Source organism: Pseudomonas sp. (genome assembly GCF_046581935.1).
Classification (GTDB): domain Bacteria; phylum Pseudomonadota; class Gammaproteobacteria; order Pseudomonadales; family Pseudomonadaceae; genus Aquipseudomonas.
The window spans coordinates 1-15,595 of sequence record NZ_JAYGFK010000007.1; the positions used below are offsets into that span (position 1 = coordinate 1).

General features: G+C 59.8%; 17 protein-coding genes. 11 read left to right on the top strand and 6 right to left on the bottom strand.

The genetic code is table 11. The features are described 5' to 3' along the window. From VCA57_RS05820 to VCA57_RS05860, 9 genes are all read left to right on the top strand, one after another. The coding region (locus VCA57_RS05820; protein ID WP_411184021.1) for a hypothetical protein at positions 1–354 on the top strand (354 nt) is incomplete at its 5' end. Positions 355–527: 173 nt separating this feature from the next. Continuing rightward, positions 528–1,037 carry an NADH-quinone oxidoreductase subunit J gene (gene nuoJ, locus VCA57_RS05825; RefSeq protein ID WP_411184022.1) on the top strand — a complete coding sequence of 170 codons (510 nt, stop codon included), beginning with the start codon at positions 528–530 and terminating at the stop codon, positions 1,035–1,037. Next, entirely contained in the window at positions 1,034–1,342 is a 309-nt protein-coding gene (gene nuoK, locus VCA57_RS05830; protein WP_411184023.1) for an NADH-quinone oxidoreductase subunit NuoK, read from the top strand. Before nuoJ ends, nuoK begins: the two co-directional genes overlap by 4 nt. Continuing rightward, complete coding sequence (nuoL, locus tag VCA57_RS05835; protein ID WP_411184024.1) at positions 1,339–3,189, top strand: NADH-quinone oxidoreductase subunit L; 1,851 nt, start codon at positions 1,339–1,341, stop codon at positions 3,187–3,189. The genes nuoK and nuoL overlap by 4 nt, the downstream gene beginning before the upstream one ends. A 13-nt stretch (positions 3,190–3,202) precedes the next feature. Further along, positions 3,203–4,732: an NADH-quinone oxidoreductase subunit M gene (gene nuoM, locus VCA57_RS05840; protein WP_411184025.1), complete on the top strand. Its 1,530-nt coding sequence runs from the start codon at positions 3,203–3,205 to the stop codon at positions 4,730–4,732. A gap of 23 nt (positions 4,733–4,755) precedes the next feature. Then, on the top strand, positions 4,756–6,225 hold the full coding sequence (gene nuoN, locus VCA57_RS05845; RefSeq protein WP_411184026.1) for an NADH-quinone oxidoreductase subunit NuoN: 1,470 nt from the start codon (positions 4,756–4,758) through the stop codon (positions 6,223–6,225). After that, the gene (locus VCA57_RS05850) at positions 6,222–7,109 is read left to right on the top strand and encodes an SDR family oxidoreductase (RefSeq protein ID WP_411184027.1); all 888 of its coding nucleotides are present in this window, start codon (positions 6,222–6,224) and stop codon (positions 7,107–7,109) included. Before nuoN ends, VCA57_RS05850 begins: the two co-directional genes overlap by 4 nt. A gap of 2 nt (positions 7,110–7,111) precedes the next feature. After that, a complete protein-coding gene (locus tag VCA57_RS05855; RefSeq protein ID WP_411184028.1) occupies positions 7,112–7,912 on the top strand; it encodes an AraC family transcriptional regulator in 801 nt (266 codons plus the stop codon). A gap of 68 nt (positions 7,913–7,980) precedes the next feature. Further along, positions 7,981–8,610 (top strand): LysE family translocator, encoded by a 630-nt coding sequence (locus VCA57_RS05860; RefSeq protein ID WP_411184029.1) that lies wholly within the window; start codon positions 7,981–7,983, stop codon positions 8,608–8,610. 35 nt (positions 8,611–8,645) lie between these two features. Here VCA57_RS05860 and VCA57_RS05865 read toward each other — a convergent pair whose 3' ends face one another. From VCA57_RS05865 to VCA57_RS05890, 6 genes are all read right to left on the bottom strand, one after another. After that, positions 8,646–9,380, bottom strand: a complete 735-nt coding sequence (locus VCA57_RS05865; RefSeq protein ID WP_411184030.1) for a hypothetical protein — start codon at positions 9,378–9,380, stop codon at positions 8,646–8,648. Positions 9,381–9,427: 47 nt separating this feature from the next. Continuing rightward, entirely contained in the window at positions 9,428–9,808 is a 381-nt protein-coding gene (locus tag VCA57_RS05870; protein WP_411184031.1) for a RidA family protein, read from the bottom strand. A gap of 143 nt (positions 9,809–9,951) precedes the next feature. After that, complete coding sequence (spoT, locus tag VCA57_RS05875) at positions 9,952–12,060, bottom strand: bifunctional GTP diphosphokinase/guanosine-3',5'-bis pyrophosphate 3'-pyrophosphohydrolase (RefSeq protein WP_411184032.1); 2,109 nt, start codon at positions 12,058–12,060, stop codon at positions 9,952–9,954. Between the two features lie 59 nt (positions 12,061–12,119). Then, on the bottom strand, positions 12,120–12,383 hold the full coding sequence (gene rpoZ / locus VCA57_RS05880) for a DNA-directed RNA polymerase subunit omega (protein WP_305621687.1): 264 nt from the start codon (positions 12,381–12,383) through the stop codon (positions 12,120–12,122). A 114-nt stretch (positions 12,384–12,497) separates the two neighbouring features. Beyond that, the gene (gene gmk / locus VCA57_RS05885) at positions 12,498–13,118 is read right to left on the bottom strand and encodes a guanylate kinase (RefSeq protein ID WP_411184033.1); all 621 of its coding nucleotides are present in this window, start codon (positions 13,116–13,118) and stop codon (positions 12,498–12,500) included. 205 nt (positions 13,119–13,323) lie between these two features. Then, positions 13,324–14,187, bottom strand: a complete 864-nt coding sequence (locus VCA57_RS05890) for a YicC/YloC family endoribonuclease (RefSeq protein ID WP_411184034.1) — start codon at positions 14,185–14,187, stop codon at positions 13,324–13,326. A gap of 269 nt (positions 14,188–14,456) precedes the next feature. Between VCA57_RS05890 and rph the strand changes: the two genes are divergently transcribed. Together rph and VCA57_RS05900 are read left to right on the top strand one after the other, a co-directional pair. Continuing rightward, on the top strand, positions 14,457–15,179 hold the full coding sequence (gene rph / locus VCA57_RS05895; protein ID WP_411184035.1) for a ribonuclease PH: 723 nt from the start codon (positions 14,457–14,459) through the stop codon (positions 15,177–15,179). Positions 15,180–15,273: 94 nt separating this feature from the next. Further along, the gene (locus VCA57_RS05900; RefSeq protein ID WP_411184156.1) at positions 15,274–15,585 is read left to right on the top strand and encodes a DUF4870 domain-containing protein; all 312 of its coding nucleotides are present in this window, start codon (positions 15,274–15,276) and stop codon (positions 15,583–15,585) included. Positions 15,586–15,595 lie beyond the last annotated feature (10 nt).

Genomic DNA, 15,595 nt, shown 5'->3' on the forward strand with positions numbered 1-15,595 from the left:
TTGTCCGGCTGTGCGCAACCGCAGCTTGATCAACCCAGGGCTAATGGCACCTACCTGGTAATTGAGAACGGCCTGGCCTGGGCCGTGCTGGTATCGGACGGCAAGCGCGTGGAAGAGCAGGGCACGGTGGTGGATGTGATCAGACTGCCGAGCGAGGGTTCTGCTGTAGCGGCCAGTTATGTGATCGAAACGGCCAATTGCGGCCGTGTGCAGTGGTTGAGCGAACGCTCGGATGCGGCGGATGGCATGACCAACCTGATGTCGTTGCACAGCAACAATCAACTGGGGCAGAGCGGTTGCGTGATTAGCGATGGACTTACTCGGGTTTGGACGGTGTTGGATTACTCCGGCTGAAAACTCAAAGTCTGCTGCGCGTCGGCCCTGTGGCGTTAAAAACAGGCTCGGATGCGAGCCCAGTCGGAATGCTCATGTACAAAAGTACACTCCGCTTCCTCGCCTGTTTTCGCCTTGTCTCAGCTGCGCTCGCGACGCCCTTAAACAGACTCCTGCGGAGATAAAGGATTTATATGGAATTCGCTTTCTACCTCGCCGCCGGCGTTGCCGTGGCGGCCACATTCAGGGTGATTACCGCGAGCAATCCGGTGCATGCCTTGCTGTATCTGATTCTCTCGCTGTTAGCGGTGGCCATGACCTTCTTCGCCCTCGGTGCGCCGTTTGCCGGGGCGCTGGAGATCATCGTTTATGCGGGCGCGATCATGGTGCTGTTCGTGTTTGTGGTGATGATGCTTAACCTTGGCCCGGCGGCTGCCGAGCAAGAGCGGCAGTGGCTGACGCCCGGTATTTGGGTTGGCCCGGCGATTCTTTCGGCGCTGCTGCTGGGGCAATTGATGTATGTACTGTTCCAGTCGCCCAGTGGTGCGGCAGTCGGTTTGCAGGAGATTGGCGCCAAGGCTGTCGGTATTGCCTTGTACGGGCCGTATCTGCTGGCAGTGGAGCTGGCGTCCATGCTGCTACTCGCTGCACTGGTCGCGGCCTACCATCTGGGCCGTCACGATGCCAAGGAGCCAACTGCATGAGCGCGATTCCCATGGAGCACGGCCTGGCACTGGCCGGCGTGCTGTTCAGCCTGGGCCTGATTGGCCTGATGGTGCGGCGCAACATCCTCTTCGTGTTGATGAGCCTGGAAGTGATGATGAATGCCACCGCCCTGGCTTTTGTGGTGGCCGGTAGCCGTTGGGCTCAGCCGGATGGCCAGGTGATGTTTATTCTGGTGATCACCCTGGCAGCCGCCGAGGCCAGTATTGGCTTGGCGATCCTGTTGCAGCTGTATCGCCGCTTCAACACCCTCGATGTCGACGCTGCCAGCGAGATGCGCGGATGAACCTTCTATTTCTGACTTGTGTGTTCCCGCTGCTGGGCTGGTTTCTCCTGGCCTTCTCCCGTGGGCGTTTCTCCGAAAACCTCTCGGCGCTGATTGGCGTGGGTTCGGTGGGATTGTCCGCCCTGACGGCGGCTTGGGTGATTATCCAGTTCAACCTCAACCCGCCGGAAAACGGCGTGTTCAGCCAAGTGCTGTGGCAGTGGATGAGCGTGGCCAGCTTTGCACCGAGCTTCACCCTGTACCTGGATGGTCTGTCCGTGACCATGCTCGGCGTGGTGACTGGCGTGGGCTTCCTGATCCACCTATTCGCCAGTTGGTATATGCGTGGGGAGGAGGGCTATTCGCGCTTCTTTGCCTACACCAACCTGTTTATCTTCAGCATGTTGCTGCTGGTATTGGGCGACAACCTGCTGATGCTGTATTTCGGCTGGGAAGGCGTGGGGCTGTGTTCCTACCTGCTGATCGGCTTCTACTTCAAGCACACGGCCAACGGCAACGCGGCGCTCAAGGCGTTTATCGTCACCCGCATTGGCGACGTGTTTATGGCTGTCGGCCTGTTTATCCTGTTCCTGCACCTGGGCACCCTGAATATTCAGGAACTGATGCTGCTGGCCCCGCAGAAGTACGTGCAAGGTGATAGCTGGTTGTGGATCGCCACCCTGATGTTGCTCGGCGGTGCGGTGGGTAAATCTGCTCAGCTGCCACTGCAAACCTGGCTGGCTGACGCGATGGCTGGCCCGACCCCGGTTTCAGCCTTGATCCACGCGGCGACCATGGTCACCGCCGGCGTTTACCTGATCGCGCGGACCCACGGCCTGTTCCTGCTGACCCCAGAGATTCTCGAACTGGTCGGCATTGTCGGTGGCGTGACCCTGGTGCTGGCTGGCTTTGCCGCGTTGGTGCAGACCGACATCAAGCGCATCCTCGCCTACTCGACCATGAGCCAGATCGGTTATATGTTCCTCGCCCTCGGTGTTGGCGCCTGGGACGCGGCGATCTTCCATTTGATGACTCACGCCTTCTTCAAAGCGCTGCTGTTCCTGGCTTCCGGCGCGGTGATCAACGCCTGCCACCACGAGCAGAACATCTTCAAGATGGGTGGCCTGTGGAAGAAACTGCCACTGGCATACGCCAGCTTTATCATCGGTGGTTCGGCCCTGGCGGCATTGCCGTTGATTACGGCCGGCTTCTACTCGAAGGATGAAATCCTCTGGGAAGCCTTTGCCAGCGGCCACCAATGGCTGCTGTATGCCGGCCTGGTGGGCGCTTTCCTGACGTCGATCTACACCTTCCGCCTGATCTTTATCGCCTTCCATGGCGAGCAGAAGACCGAAGCCCATGCCGGTCACGGTGTTGCCCACTGGCTGCCGCTGGTGACCTTGATGGTGCTGTCGACCTTTATCGGCGCGTTGATCAGCCCACCGCTGGCTGGCGTGTTGCCGCAGAGCGTCGGGCATGCCGGTGGTGAGGCCAAACACAGCTTGGAGATCGCCTCCGGGGCTGTTGCCATCATCGGTATCGTGCTGGCGGCGTTGCTGTTCCTTGGCAAGCGCCGCTTCGCTACGGCGGTGGCACAGAGTGCGCCAGGGCGCTTCCTCTCGGCCTGGTGGTTTGCGGCCTGGGGCTTCGACTGGCTCTACGACAAGCTGTTTGTGCAGCCGTACTTGCTGATTTGCCGGTTGCTCGGGCATGACCCGATTGACCGAAGTATTGGCCTGATTCCGCGTCTGGTGCGGGGCGCGAATGCCCTGCTGGCCAGCAGCGAGACCGGCCAGGTGCGCTGGTACGCCACATCGATTGCCGGGGGTGCCGTGCTGGTGCTCGCCGTCCTCCTGTTTCTGAATTAAGGAAAGCAGCCTGATGATTTTGCCCTGGCTAATCCTGATCCCCTTTATCGGTGGCTTGCTGTGCTGGCAGTGCGAGCGTTTCGGCAACACCCTGCCGCGCTGGATTGCTCTGCTGACCATGGCGCTGTTGTTCGGCCTTGGTCTGTGGCTGTGGGCCACCGGCGACTTCAGCCTCGCTCCGGCACCTGGCAGTGCGCCGCAGTGGGCCCACGAGTTTCAAGTACGCTGGATCGAGCGTTTCGGCATCAGCATCCACCTGGCGATGGATGGTCTGTCGGTGCTGATGGTCTGCCTCACTGGTTTGCTCGGTGTGCTCTCGGTGCTCTGTTCGTGGAACGAGATCCAGAACCGCGTGGGTTTCTTCCACCTCAATCTGATGTGGATTCTTGGCGGCGTGGTCGGGGTGTTTCTTGCCGTCGACCTGTTCCTGTTCTTCTTCTTCTGGGAAATGATGCTGGTGCCGATGTATTTCCTCATCGCACTCTGGGGGCATAGCGGCAGCGACGGCAAAACCCGCATCTATGCCGCTACCAAGTTCTTCATCTTTACCCAGGCCAGCGGCCTGATCATGCTGTTGGCGATACTCGGCCTGGTGTTCGTGCACTTCAACCAGACCGGTGTACTGACCTTCAACTACGCCGACCTGCTGCAAACCAAGTTGGCTCCGGGTACTGAATACGTCCTGATGCTCGGCTTCTTTATCGCCTTTGCAGTGAAGTTCCCGGTGGTGCCGTTCCACTCCTGGCTGCCGGATGCGCATGCTCAGGCGCCGACTGCCGGCTCGGTGGATTTGGCCGGTATCCTGCTGAAAACCGCCGCCTACGGCCTGATGCGTTTTGCCCTGCCGCTGTTCCCCAATGCCTCGGCCGAGTTCGCGCCGATCGCCCAGTGGCTCGGCGTGTTCGCCATCATCTACGGCGCGCTGCTGTCGTTCGCGCAGACCGATATCAAGCGTCTAGTGGCCTACTCCAGCGTGTCGCACATGGGCTTTGTGTTGATTGCCATCTATTCCGGCAGTGAAATTGCCCTGCAGGGTGCGGTGGTGCAGATGATGGCCCACGGTCTTTCGGCGGCGGCCCTGTTCATTCTCTGTGGTCAGCTCTACGAGCGCTTGCACACCCGTGACATGCGCGAGATGGGCGGCATCTGGGCGCGTATGCCTTGGTTGCCGGCGCTGAGCCTGTTCTTTGCCGCGGCGGCGCTGGGCCTGCCAGGCACCGGTAACTTTGTTGGTGAGTTCCTGATTCTGCTCGGCAGCTTCCAGGCCTCGCCATGGGTTACGGTATTGGCTGCCACGGGCCTGGTATTCGGTTCGGTGTATTCGCTGATCATGATTCACCGCGCCTACTTCGGCCCGGCCAAGGCGGATACTGCATTGCCCGGCCTGAAAGCACGCGAGCTGAGCATGGTGCTCGGTCTTGCGTTGCTGCTGATTCTGCTCGGTGTTTATCCGCAGCCGGTGATCGATACCTCTGCTGCCAGCATGCACGGTGTGCAGCAGTGGCTGGGTAGCGCTCTCAATCAACCTGTTCCGGCTCGGTAAGCTGCTTAATGGAAAGTCATGCTATGCACCTGACGACTCAACATTTCATCGCGCTGCTGCCATTGCTGATTACCAGTGCCACTGTGGTGCTGGTGATGCTGGCAATCGCCTGGAAGCGCAATCACACCATGACCTTTGGCTTGTCAGTGGTGGGGCTCAATTTGGCTCTACTGTCGCTGCTGCCGGCCTTGGAAGTTTCGCCGATTGCCGTCTCACCGCTGCTGTTGGTGGATAACTTCGCTTGTTATTACATGGCGCTGGTGCTGGCCGCGACCCTGGCCTGTGTGACGCTAACCCACGCTTACCTCGGTGGTGAGTCCGGCAAGGGCTATCCGGGCAACCGTGAAGAGCTGTACCTGCTGATGTTGCTGGCCGCTGCGGGTGGGTTGGTATTGGTTAGCGCACGGCACCTGGCCGGCTTGTTTATCGGCCTGGAACTGCTCTCGGTGCCGACCTACGGGATGATCGCCTACGCCTTCTTCAACAAGCGTTCGCTGGAAGCCGGCATCAAGTACATGCTGCTGTCTGCCGCCGGTTCGGCGTTTCTGTTGTTCGGTATGGCGCTGCTGTATGCCGATTCGGGCAGCCTGACCTTCGCTGGCATCGGCGCGCAGTTAGCGGCTAATGGTCTGCCGAGCATGCTTGCGCAGTTAGGCGTCGGCATGATGCTGATCGGCCTGGCCTTCAAGCTGTCGCTGGTGCCCTTCCACCTGTGGACACCGGATGTCTACGAAGGCGCGCCAGCGCCGGTGGCGGCGTTCCTCGCCACGGCCAGTAAGGTCGCGGTGTTTGCTGTGCTGCTGCGTCTGTATGAGATGTCGCCGGCTATGGCTGGCGGCTGGCTGAGCGACCTGCTGACCCTGATAGCCATTGCCTCGATCATCTTCGGCAACCTGCTGGCGCTGCTGCAGAACAACCTCAAACGCCTGCTGGGTTATTCCTCCATCGCCCACTTCGGTTACCTGTTGGTGGCGCTGATTGCCAGCAAAGGTCTGGCCGTGGAAGCGGTTGGCGTGTACCTGGCGACCTATGTGCTGACCAGCCTGGGCGCGTTTGGAGTGATCACCCTGATGTCGACGCCCTACAAAGGCCGTGATTGCGATGCGCTGTACGAATACCGTGGGCTGTTTTGGCGGCGGCCGTACCTGACTGCCGTATTGACCGTGATGATGCTGTCGCTGGCCGGTATTCCGCTGACTGCTGGTTTTATTGGCAAGTTCTATGTGGTTGCTGCTGGTGTGCAATCGCAGCAATGGGGCCTGCTCGCCGCCTTGGTAATTGGCAGCGCTATCGGTGTGTTCTATTACCTGCGGGTGATGGTCACCCTATTCATGGTCGAGCCGAACCTGCGCCGGCATGATGCCCCCATGTATTGGGGACAACAGGCGGGTGGCCTGATGCTGCTGTTCGTAGCGCTGCTGGCCTTCTTCCTCGGCGTCTATCCGCAGCCATTGCTGGAGCTGGTGCAGCACGCCGGTCTGGGGGCGCTGTGAGCCTGACTGAGTCTGTAGCGAGCGCTGTATTGCGGCCGCAAACATTGCTGATTGCTGGCTGTGGTGACGTCGGCAGCCGCTTGGGGCAACAACTGAGTGCCGTGGGCTGGACGGTTTATGGATTGCGCCGCAATGTCTCGCAGCTGCCAGAGATGCTGCTACCGGTTGCTGGTGACCTGCAAAGCGCTGCCTGCCCGCAAGCCTGGCCAAGCGGGGCGCTGGATTACCTGGTGTATTGCGCCGCCGCTACCGAACATGACGAGGCCGGCTACAGGGCCGCTTATGTCGATGGCTTGCAGCAGGTGCTGAACTGGTTGGCGCAGCAGGGGCAGCGCCCTAAGCGTCTGCTGTTCGTCTCCAGCAGTGGCGTTTATGGCCAGAAGCATGGCGAATGGGTGGATGAAACTTCGCCGGCTGATGCTGAGAGTTATTCCGGGCGGATCATGCGTGAAGCCGAGCAATTGCTCCTGTCCTGCGGTATGCCGGCCAGTGTGGTGAGGCTTACCGGGATTTACGGGCCAGGGCGGGAATGGTTGCTGGGTCAGGTGCGTCAGGGCTATCGCGTGGCCAGTGAGCCGCCGCTGTATGGCAACCGCATTCATGCCGATGACGCGGCCGGGCTCTTGGCTTACCTGCTGCAGGCGGATGTGCGCGGTGTTGTGTTGGATGACTGCTATATCGGCGTCGACGATCAACCGGCGCCGCTGCATGAAGTAGTGGGCTGGTTGCGCGAGCAGCTGGGCGTTAGCCATTGGTCCGAGCAGTCGAGCGTGCGCCGTGCCGGCAGCAAACGCTGTAGCAACGCCCGCGCCAAAGCCCTGGGCTGGCAGCCGCAGTACCCGAGTTATCGCGAGGGTTACCGGGCAATTCTGGCGCAGCGGTAAACATGGATGGCAATCGCCTGCTAAGCAAAACCTGGCTGCCGGGTGTCGAGCTGTTTCATGCCGATTTCTCCGGGCTGACGTTTGCCCGCCACAGTCACGATGCCTTTGCCATTGGCGCGATCCTTCAGGGTGTCGGTGGTTACCAGTGTCGCGGTCAGCGCCATGCGCTGCCGGCCGGTACCTTGTCGCTGATGAACCCCGAAGAAGCGCATACCGGGCATGCTGAGTCAGCACGCCTGGTTTACCGCATGCTCTATGTTGAGGAGTCGCGGTTACCGACGCTACTCGGACGTAAGCGCCTGCCGGATGGCTTTCGCTGTATCAATCCTAATGACGACGGCCAGGTCGCGGCTGGTCTGGCGCGCCTCGCGACGGAGTTTGAGCGCGGCGATGCGCTCGCGCTGGAAAGCGAGCTGCTGGCTGTGCTGGAACTGGTCTTCGTACGTCACGGCGGGCTGCGCACCGCGCGACCAGCGCCACGCGACGGTGGCGTGACGGCGTTTCTGCATGATTACCTGGAAGCGCACTATGCGCAGGCGATTAGCCTGGAACAGCTGGCCGGCTTGGTTCAGCGTCACCCGCGCCATGTGATTGAGGCTTTTCGTCGGGCCTATGGCGTGCCACCACATACCTATCTGCTGCAGCGTCGCGTGCGCGAAGCCAAGCGCCTGTTACTGAGTGAGCAGACTTCGCTGGACGTGGCGCTGAGCCTGGGCTTTTACGATCAGGCGCACTTCTCCGGCACCTTCAAGCGCTTCACCGGCGTTACGCCAGGGCAGTATCGCCGCAGCGCGGCGACCTGAGTTTTCTCCAAGACCTGGCCGCCTAGCACCGAGAAACTGACCGCCACGTTCGATGGAGGTCAATTCCGATGCTTGCCTTGTTTTTGCTGGTCGCCAGCACCCACTTTGCCGCGCTGTTGTCGCCTGGGCCGGACTTCTTCCTGTTGATTCGCACTGCGCTTGCCCATGGCCGCCGGCAAGCCGATGGCTGCGCTGGCGGTATTGCTCTGGCCAACTTGCTGAGCATGTTGCTGGTGCTGCTTGCACTTGGGTTGCTGCCAGATAAGAGCGCTGGGCTATGGACGGCCTTGCAGGTGCTCGGTGGTGGCTATTTCGCCTACATTGGCCTGCAGGCGTTGTTAACGCGGCGTCAGCTAAACCTGCAGGCGGGTGAGCAGGCGGCAACGGGGAGTTGGTGGCGCGGGCTTTACCAAGGGTTATTAGCCAGCAGCGTTAACCCCAAGCTGCCGCTGTTTTATGCCGGGCTATTCGGCGTGCTGCGCGATGCCGCCATACCAAGCTGGGGCCTTGCGCTGGTGATGCTGTGGATGACGCTGGTGGTCTGGGGTTGGGATCTGGCTCTGGTGCGTTTGCTTAGCCATCGGCGTTGGCGCACCTGGCTGCAGCGGCAGATTCGTTGGCTCGACCGGGGCTGTGGCGCGCTACTGCTGGTGTTGGGTGGCTGGCTGCTGGTGAGTGGCTTGGGCGATATCTACTGATATCCGCCCGTGTCTCTGCGTCGTAGAAGCATCTACTAACGGCGTTTGAGTAACCAACGCAGCTCGCCTTTGTAGTACTCCGGCATTTCATCAATCTGCGCACGATTCAGCGCTTCGAAAATGCGCAGTTGCTTGCCCTCTCGCTCGAAAATCCAGCTTTGCCCCTGGTCGGCGAGTTGCAGCCAAAGGCTGTCGAATTCGCCACTCATGGCTGCGCAGTCACCGGCAAGGCACAACGCATAGCGATCTGCTCCGGGTAAGCCCTGGAGGCTGCCATCGGCCTGAAACAGCACCAGACCACCTTCGCCCACGCCTTCCTCGATGACCCAGGTGCCACCTAGGTAGGCGCTATACAGCGCCTGCTCGAAGCTGCTGCCGGGCGGTGCCAGCGGGCCTGGCGTTGCGGCGGCACGGACAAAGCGTTGTTCTGGCCACGTAGCGCTTTGCGCTTGTACCAATTGGTTGTTGCTGAGGCTCAGGGACTCCTGCGATTCAGCGTAAAAATTCACACGTAAGTGGCCATCCGCGCTGCGCGCAAAAGTGCCTTCGTCGTGTTCGAAACCGTTGCTGAAGTTAGCCTGCTGGCGCTGGCTGTCGATCTGCCATTCCAGATTCGGGCCATAGGCAAGTAAGGCTTCGCGCAGATTGCCGCCTTCCACGGCAGCATCAATCGCCGCCTGGTTGATCCAGGTGCCGCTGGGGTCTGCTGGTGGGCTGGCGCAGCCACTGAGTAGGGCGCTGAAGAACAGAGCAGCAAACAGGCAACGCATGGTGCGTCCTCGAAAGGAAAGGGCGGGGCGGTGGCCCCGCCAGGGGCTTATTCGATAACCAGAATAGCGTCCATTTCTACCTGCGCACCACGCGGCAGAGCAGCAACGCCGATGGCCGCGCGAGCCGGGTAAGGCTGCTCGAAGTAACGACCCATGACTTCATTGACCTTGGCGAAGTGCGACAGGTCGGTGAGGAAGATATTCAGCTTGACGATGTCTTTGAACGAACCGCCTGCCGCTTCGGCTACGGCTTTGAGGTTTTCGAATACCTGCACGGTCTGCGCTTCAAAGCCTTCCACCAGTTCCATGGTTTGCGGGTCCAGGGGGATCTGGCCGGACATGTAAACGGTGTTGCCCGCTTTGATGGCCTGGGAATAAGTGCCGATAGCGGCTGGGGCTTTGTCGCTGGTGATAACGCTCTTGCTCATGGGAGCTCCTGCAAAACGGTTAAGGGAAAACATGGACTGGCGTTTCGATCACGCACTGCCAGTTAGGCCGCTTAGGGTGGGGGAAGCCACGGATACTGTCAAAGTACAGCTGGCGCAAGATTGCTTGGAATCTTGCGCGGGCATCAGCCGCGGGCGCGGGTGATGCGGATTACACCGCTAAGGGCGCGCAGTTTCTTGATTACCCGCGACAGGTGCACGCGGTCGTGGACGCTAACAACCAGCTGTACGACGCTGATGCGGCCATCGCGTTCGTCCATGCTGATCTTCTCGATATTGCCATCGGCGGCATTCACGCTGCCGGCCAGCAGGGCAATCAGGCCACGCTGGTGTTCCAATTCGACGCGCAATTCGACATTGAATTCGCCCGTCACATCCTTGGCCCAAGACAGCTGGATGCATTTTTCTGGATTGTGGCGGACATCGCCGATGTTCTTGCAGCTGTCCAGGTGAACAACCATGCCTTTACCGGCCGACAAGTAGCCGACAATCGGGTCGCCTGGAATCGGCGTACAGCACCGTGCGTAACTCAGCACCAAGCCCTCGGTGCCGCGAATGGCTAATGGACCTTCACTGCTTGGCGAGGCTTCGTTGCTGTCGCTGAGCAGGCGTCGCGCCACCACATAAGCCATGCGGTTGCCCAGGCCGATATCTTCCAGCAGGTCTTCGATGACCTCTTGGTGATATTCCGCGAGCACAGTCTGTACCCGCTCGGCAGAAAGCTTGTCGATACGGCTGTCGAAACTCGCCAGAACTTTGTTCAGCAGGCGCTCGCCGAGACTGATGGATTCTGAGCGGCGCTGAAGCTTTAGAGCGTGGCGAATATGCGTACGCGCCTTGCCGGTGACCACGAAACTTAACCAGGCCGGGTTCGGTCGTGCGCCGGGGGCGCTGACGATTTCTACCGTCGAGCCACTTTCCAGCGCTTGTGATAACGGCGCCAGGCGGCGGTTGATGCGACAGGCAATGCAGGTGTTGCCGACATCGGTGTGCACCGCGTAGGCAAAATCGACCGCCGTGGAGCCTTTCGGCAGCTCCATGATGCGGCCCTTGGGCGTGAATACGTAGACCTCGTCGGGGAACAGGTCGATCTTCACGCTCTCGATGAATTCCAGCGAGTTGCCGGCGCGTTGCTGCATTTCCAGCACGCCCTTGACCCACTGCCGCGCGCGGGCGTGGCTGCCCTTCGGCTGATCTTCTTCGTTGGATTTGTACAGCCAATGCGCGGCAATGCCGTTGTTGGCCAGCTCTTCCATTTCACGGGTGCGGATCTGGATCTCGATCGGTACGCCGTGCATGCCGAATAGCGTGGTGTGCAGCGACTGGTAGCCGTTGGCCTTGGGTATCGCGATGTAATCCTTGAAGCGGCCTGGCAGTGGCTTGTACAGGTTATGCACAGCGCCGAGCACGCGGTAGCAAGTGTCGACTTTATCGACGACGATGCGGAAGGCGTACACATCCATGATTTCGTTGAATGCCCGGCGTTTGCCGCGCATCTTTTGGTAGATGCCGTAGAGGTGCTTCTCGCGGCCCGACACTTCGCCTTCCATGCCTTCGCGCGCCAGGCAGTGGATGATTGACTCTTCAATCTTGTTGACGATTTCCTTGCGATTGCCCCGAGCGCGCCTGACCGCTGCGCGGATGCGCTCGGAGCGCATCGGGTGCATGGCTTTGAAGCCCAGGTCCTCGAACTCGATGCGCATGCTGTGCATGCCCAGTCGGTTGGCGATGGGGGCGTAGATTTCCAGGGTTTCCTTGGCAATGCGTCGGCGTTTTTCGCCAGACAGCACTTCCAACGTGCGCATGTTGTGCAGTCGGTCAGCCAGCTTGACCAGGATCACGCGGATATCGCGCGCCATGGCCATGGCCATTTTCTGGAAGTTTTCCGCCTGAGCTTCGGCCTTGGTCTCGAAGTTCATCTGGGTCAGTTTGCTGACTCCGTCGACCAATTCGGCCACGGATTCGCCGAACTGCGCGTCCAGCGCTTCTTTGGCAATGCCGGTGTCTTCAATCACGTCATGCAGCATCGCGGCCATCAGGCTTTGATGGTCCATGTGCATGTCAGCAAGGATGCTCGCCACCGCAAGGGGATGGGTGACGTAGGCTTCGCCGCTACGGCGGCGTTGGCCGTCGTGGGCTTGTTCTGCATAGAAATAAGCACGGCGAACCAGATTGACCTGGTCGCCGTCTAGGTAGGTCGAAAGTCTGTCGGCGAGAGCGTCTATGCTCGGCATGGGGAATCCCCTTGCCGATTTAGTGGGCTCTGCGCCTGACGACGTCGTCCTGGCATCGCTTACAGAGGCTCGTTAGCCTCTTCCTCGAATGCAGCAAACAGCGGCTCTTCTTCGACGATCTCGTCTTGGGCTATGACGTCGTAGCTCATCAGGCCAGCAGCGATTTCGCGCAGCGCGACTACGGTTGGCTTGTCATTTTCCCAAGCCAGCTTTGGCTCTTTGCCACCGGTAGCCAGTTGGCGCGAACGCTTGGTGGCGAGCATGACCAGTTCAAAGCGGTTATCAACGTGATCCAGGCAATCTTCGACGGTAACGCGGGCCATGGTGTTCCTCGTAGCAAATGCGTAATAGAGCTGGGCCCAAATGGGCGAGCGGACTCGATAGTTTAAAAAACCACCAGCATTAAGGGAAGCATTGATTTGCCAGCGGGCGATAAGTCAGACCAATAGCTCGCTGAGCAAACCGCTGTGGCGCTGCTGTTGCGTGCCTTGCAGCAACTGGTTGGCGCGGAAGATGGCCTTCAGGTCACTCAGCGCGTGGGCAAAGTCATCGTTGATCAGCAGGTAGTCGTACTCGACGTAGTGGCTCATCTCGCTGACGGCTTCACGCATGCGTCGCTCAATGATTTCGCCGCTATCCTGGCCACGGTTGGTCAGGCGGTGACGCAAGGCTTCCTGGGTTGGCGGCAGAATAAAAATCGATTTGGCTTCAGGCATCAGTCGGCGGACCTGCTGTGCGCCTTGCCAGTCGATTTCCAGAATCAGATCAAAGCCTTCACTCAAGGTTTGTTTGACCCACTCCTGCGAGGTGCCATAAAGGTTGCCGAAGACTTCCGCGTGCTCAAGGAACTCGGTCTTGTCGAGCATGGCGTGGAACTGCTCACGGCTGACGAAGTGGTAGTTCACCCCGTCGACCTCACCTGGGCGCATAGCGCGGGTGGTGTGCGAGACAGACACGCGAATCTGCGCTTCGCTGTCGATCAGCGCCTTGACCAGGCTGGTTTTGCCCGCGCCGGATGGGGCGGAAATGATGTAGAGGGTGCCGGTGGTTATGCTCATGGATGCATCCTGGACAAATCTTGTGGGGCTTGAAAACGTAGCGAGCGACGGCTAGGCAAGGCGAAATCAGGTGAGAAAGCGGAGTTTACGACTGTAAATGAGCATTTCGAACCTAATTTATACGCTTCGCTCCCCTTCGGGCCAGCCTCTGGCTGTTACTACGCTTTGCTTCGTTTCAACGCGGCATAGCCTAGCGCAGTAGTTTTCATTCGATGTTCTGTACTTGTTCGCGCATTTGCTCGATCAGCACTTTAAGGTTGACTGCTGCCTGGGTGCTACGGGTGTCGAAGGCCTTGGAACCCAGCGTATTGGCTTCGCGGTTAAGTTCCTGCATCAGAAAGTCCAGGCGGCGACCTGCTTGGCCGCCACTCTTGAGTACGCGGCGTACTTCGGTGACGTGAGTGCTCAGGCGGTCTAGTTCTTCGGCGACGTCGCTTTTCTGCGCGAGAATCACCAGCTCCTGTTCCAGTCGCTGCGGGTCGAGCTCGGCCTGCATTTCGGCGCAGCGGTCGAGGATCTTCTGGCGTTGCCCGGCAAGCATCTGTGGCACCAGTTCGCGCAGGGCAACAACCTGCTCAAGGATGCTGTCCAGGCGTTCGTTGAGCAGCTTGGCCAGTTCTGCGCCTTCGCGTTCACGCCCGCTTTTCAGGTCGTTTAATGCCTGGGTGAACAGGTTCAGCGCGTTTTGGTTCAGTGCTTGCGGGTCGGCCGTGTTGGCCACCAGTACGCCTGGCCAGCTGAGCACTTCCAGCGGGTTGAGTGCGGCGGGCTGTTTGATTAGGCCGGCAACGCTTTCGGCGGCAGCGATCAGCTGCGCGGCGCGCTCCAGATCAACCTGCAAGGCTTGGCCTGCGTTGTCATCGCTGAAGCGCAGGGTGCATTCGACTTTGCCGCGTGACAGGCCATTGCGCAGCGCTTCCCGCACTGCGCCTTCGAGGTCGCGGAAGGCTTCCGGCAGGCGCAGGTGCGGTTCCAGGTAGCGATGGTTGACCGAGCGCAGCTCCCAGCTCAGGGTGCCGTTGGCGCCAGCCTGTTCGGCGCGGGCGAAGGCAGTCATGCTGTGGATCATGGGGCGAACCTCGCGAAAAGTCGTAACGAATGGGCATGCCAACGATGGCATGTAGTAAAAAAGTCGGTGCGACGGCCCATCACCCTTGTCCAGCTCTGCGCGCCCCCTCTCGGAGGGGGAGGGCACAAGGAGGCGTCGTTACGCGATTTTCATGGGTAAAGGCGCAGGATTGTAGCGCAGTGCGTCGGTCGCTCCCAATTCGACATGCCGTCGCTGGCTTACGCCCCTATAATGCCGGGCAGATTTTTATTCAGAACAGGTATTCCTAGATGAAACGTCCTAGTGGCCGCGCCGCCGATCAGTTGCGCTCAATCCGTATCACCCGCAACTACACCAAGCATGCCGAGGGTTCGGTATTGGTGGAGTTTGGCGATACCAAAGTGATTTGCACGGTCAGTGTTGAGTCGGGCGTGCCGCGTTTTCTCAAAGGCCAGGGCCAAGGTTGGCTGACTGCCGAGTACGGCATGCTGCCGCGCGCTACCGGCGACCGTAACCAGCGCGAAGCCAGCCGTGGCAAGCAAGGTGGCCGCACCCTGGAAATCCAGCGCCTGATCGGTCGTTCGCTGCGCGCCGCGCTGGATATGTCGAAGTTGGGTGAGAACACCCTGTACGTCGATTGCGACGTGATCCAGGCTGACGGCGGCACGCGTACAGCGTCTATCACGGGTGCCATGGTTGCCGTGATTGATGCATTGAAAGTGATCAAGAAGCGCGGTGGTCTGAAGGGCGGTGACCCGCTCAAGCAAATGATCGCCGCAGTCTCCGTGGGTATGTATCAGGGTGAGCCGGTGCTGGATCTGGATTACCTGGAAGACTCAGCTGCTGAAACCGACCTCAACGTGGTAATGACCAGCGGCGGCGGTTTCATCGAAGTGCAGGGTACCGCAGAAGGTGCGCCGTTCCAGCCTGCCGAGTTGAACGCCATGCTGGCACTGGCGCAAAAAGGCATGACTGAGTTGTTCGAACTACAGCAGGCGGCACTTGCTGACTGATGTGAGCAAAAACCTCTAACGCAGGAGACGCATCGTGAGTGACGAGTCCCAAGTGCCACAGCCGGTCCCCGGTCCTGAAGCTCGCCAGTGGGCGATGTTTTGCCACTTTGCGGCTTTTCTCGGGTTGGTGTTCCCGTTTGGTAATCTGCTTGGGCCGTTAATCGTCTGGCAGATCAAGAAGGATCTGGATCCGTTCGTCGATGCTCAGGGCAAGGAGGCACTTAACTTTCAGATCAGTGTCGCCTTGGCGATGCTGCTGTGCTTCTTGCTGATGGTGGTAGTGATAGGCGTCCCCCTGTTGGCGCTGGTTAGCATCGCAGCGTTAGTGCTGACGGTGATTGCCGGAATTAAGGCCAATGAAGGTCGGGCTTATCGTTATCCCTTTGCCTGGCGCATGGTGAAGTAGGTGCTGCGCA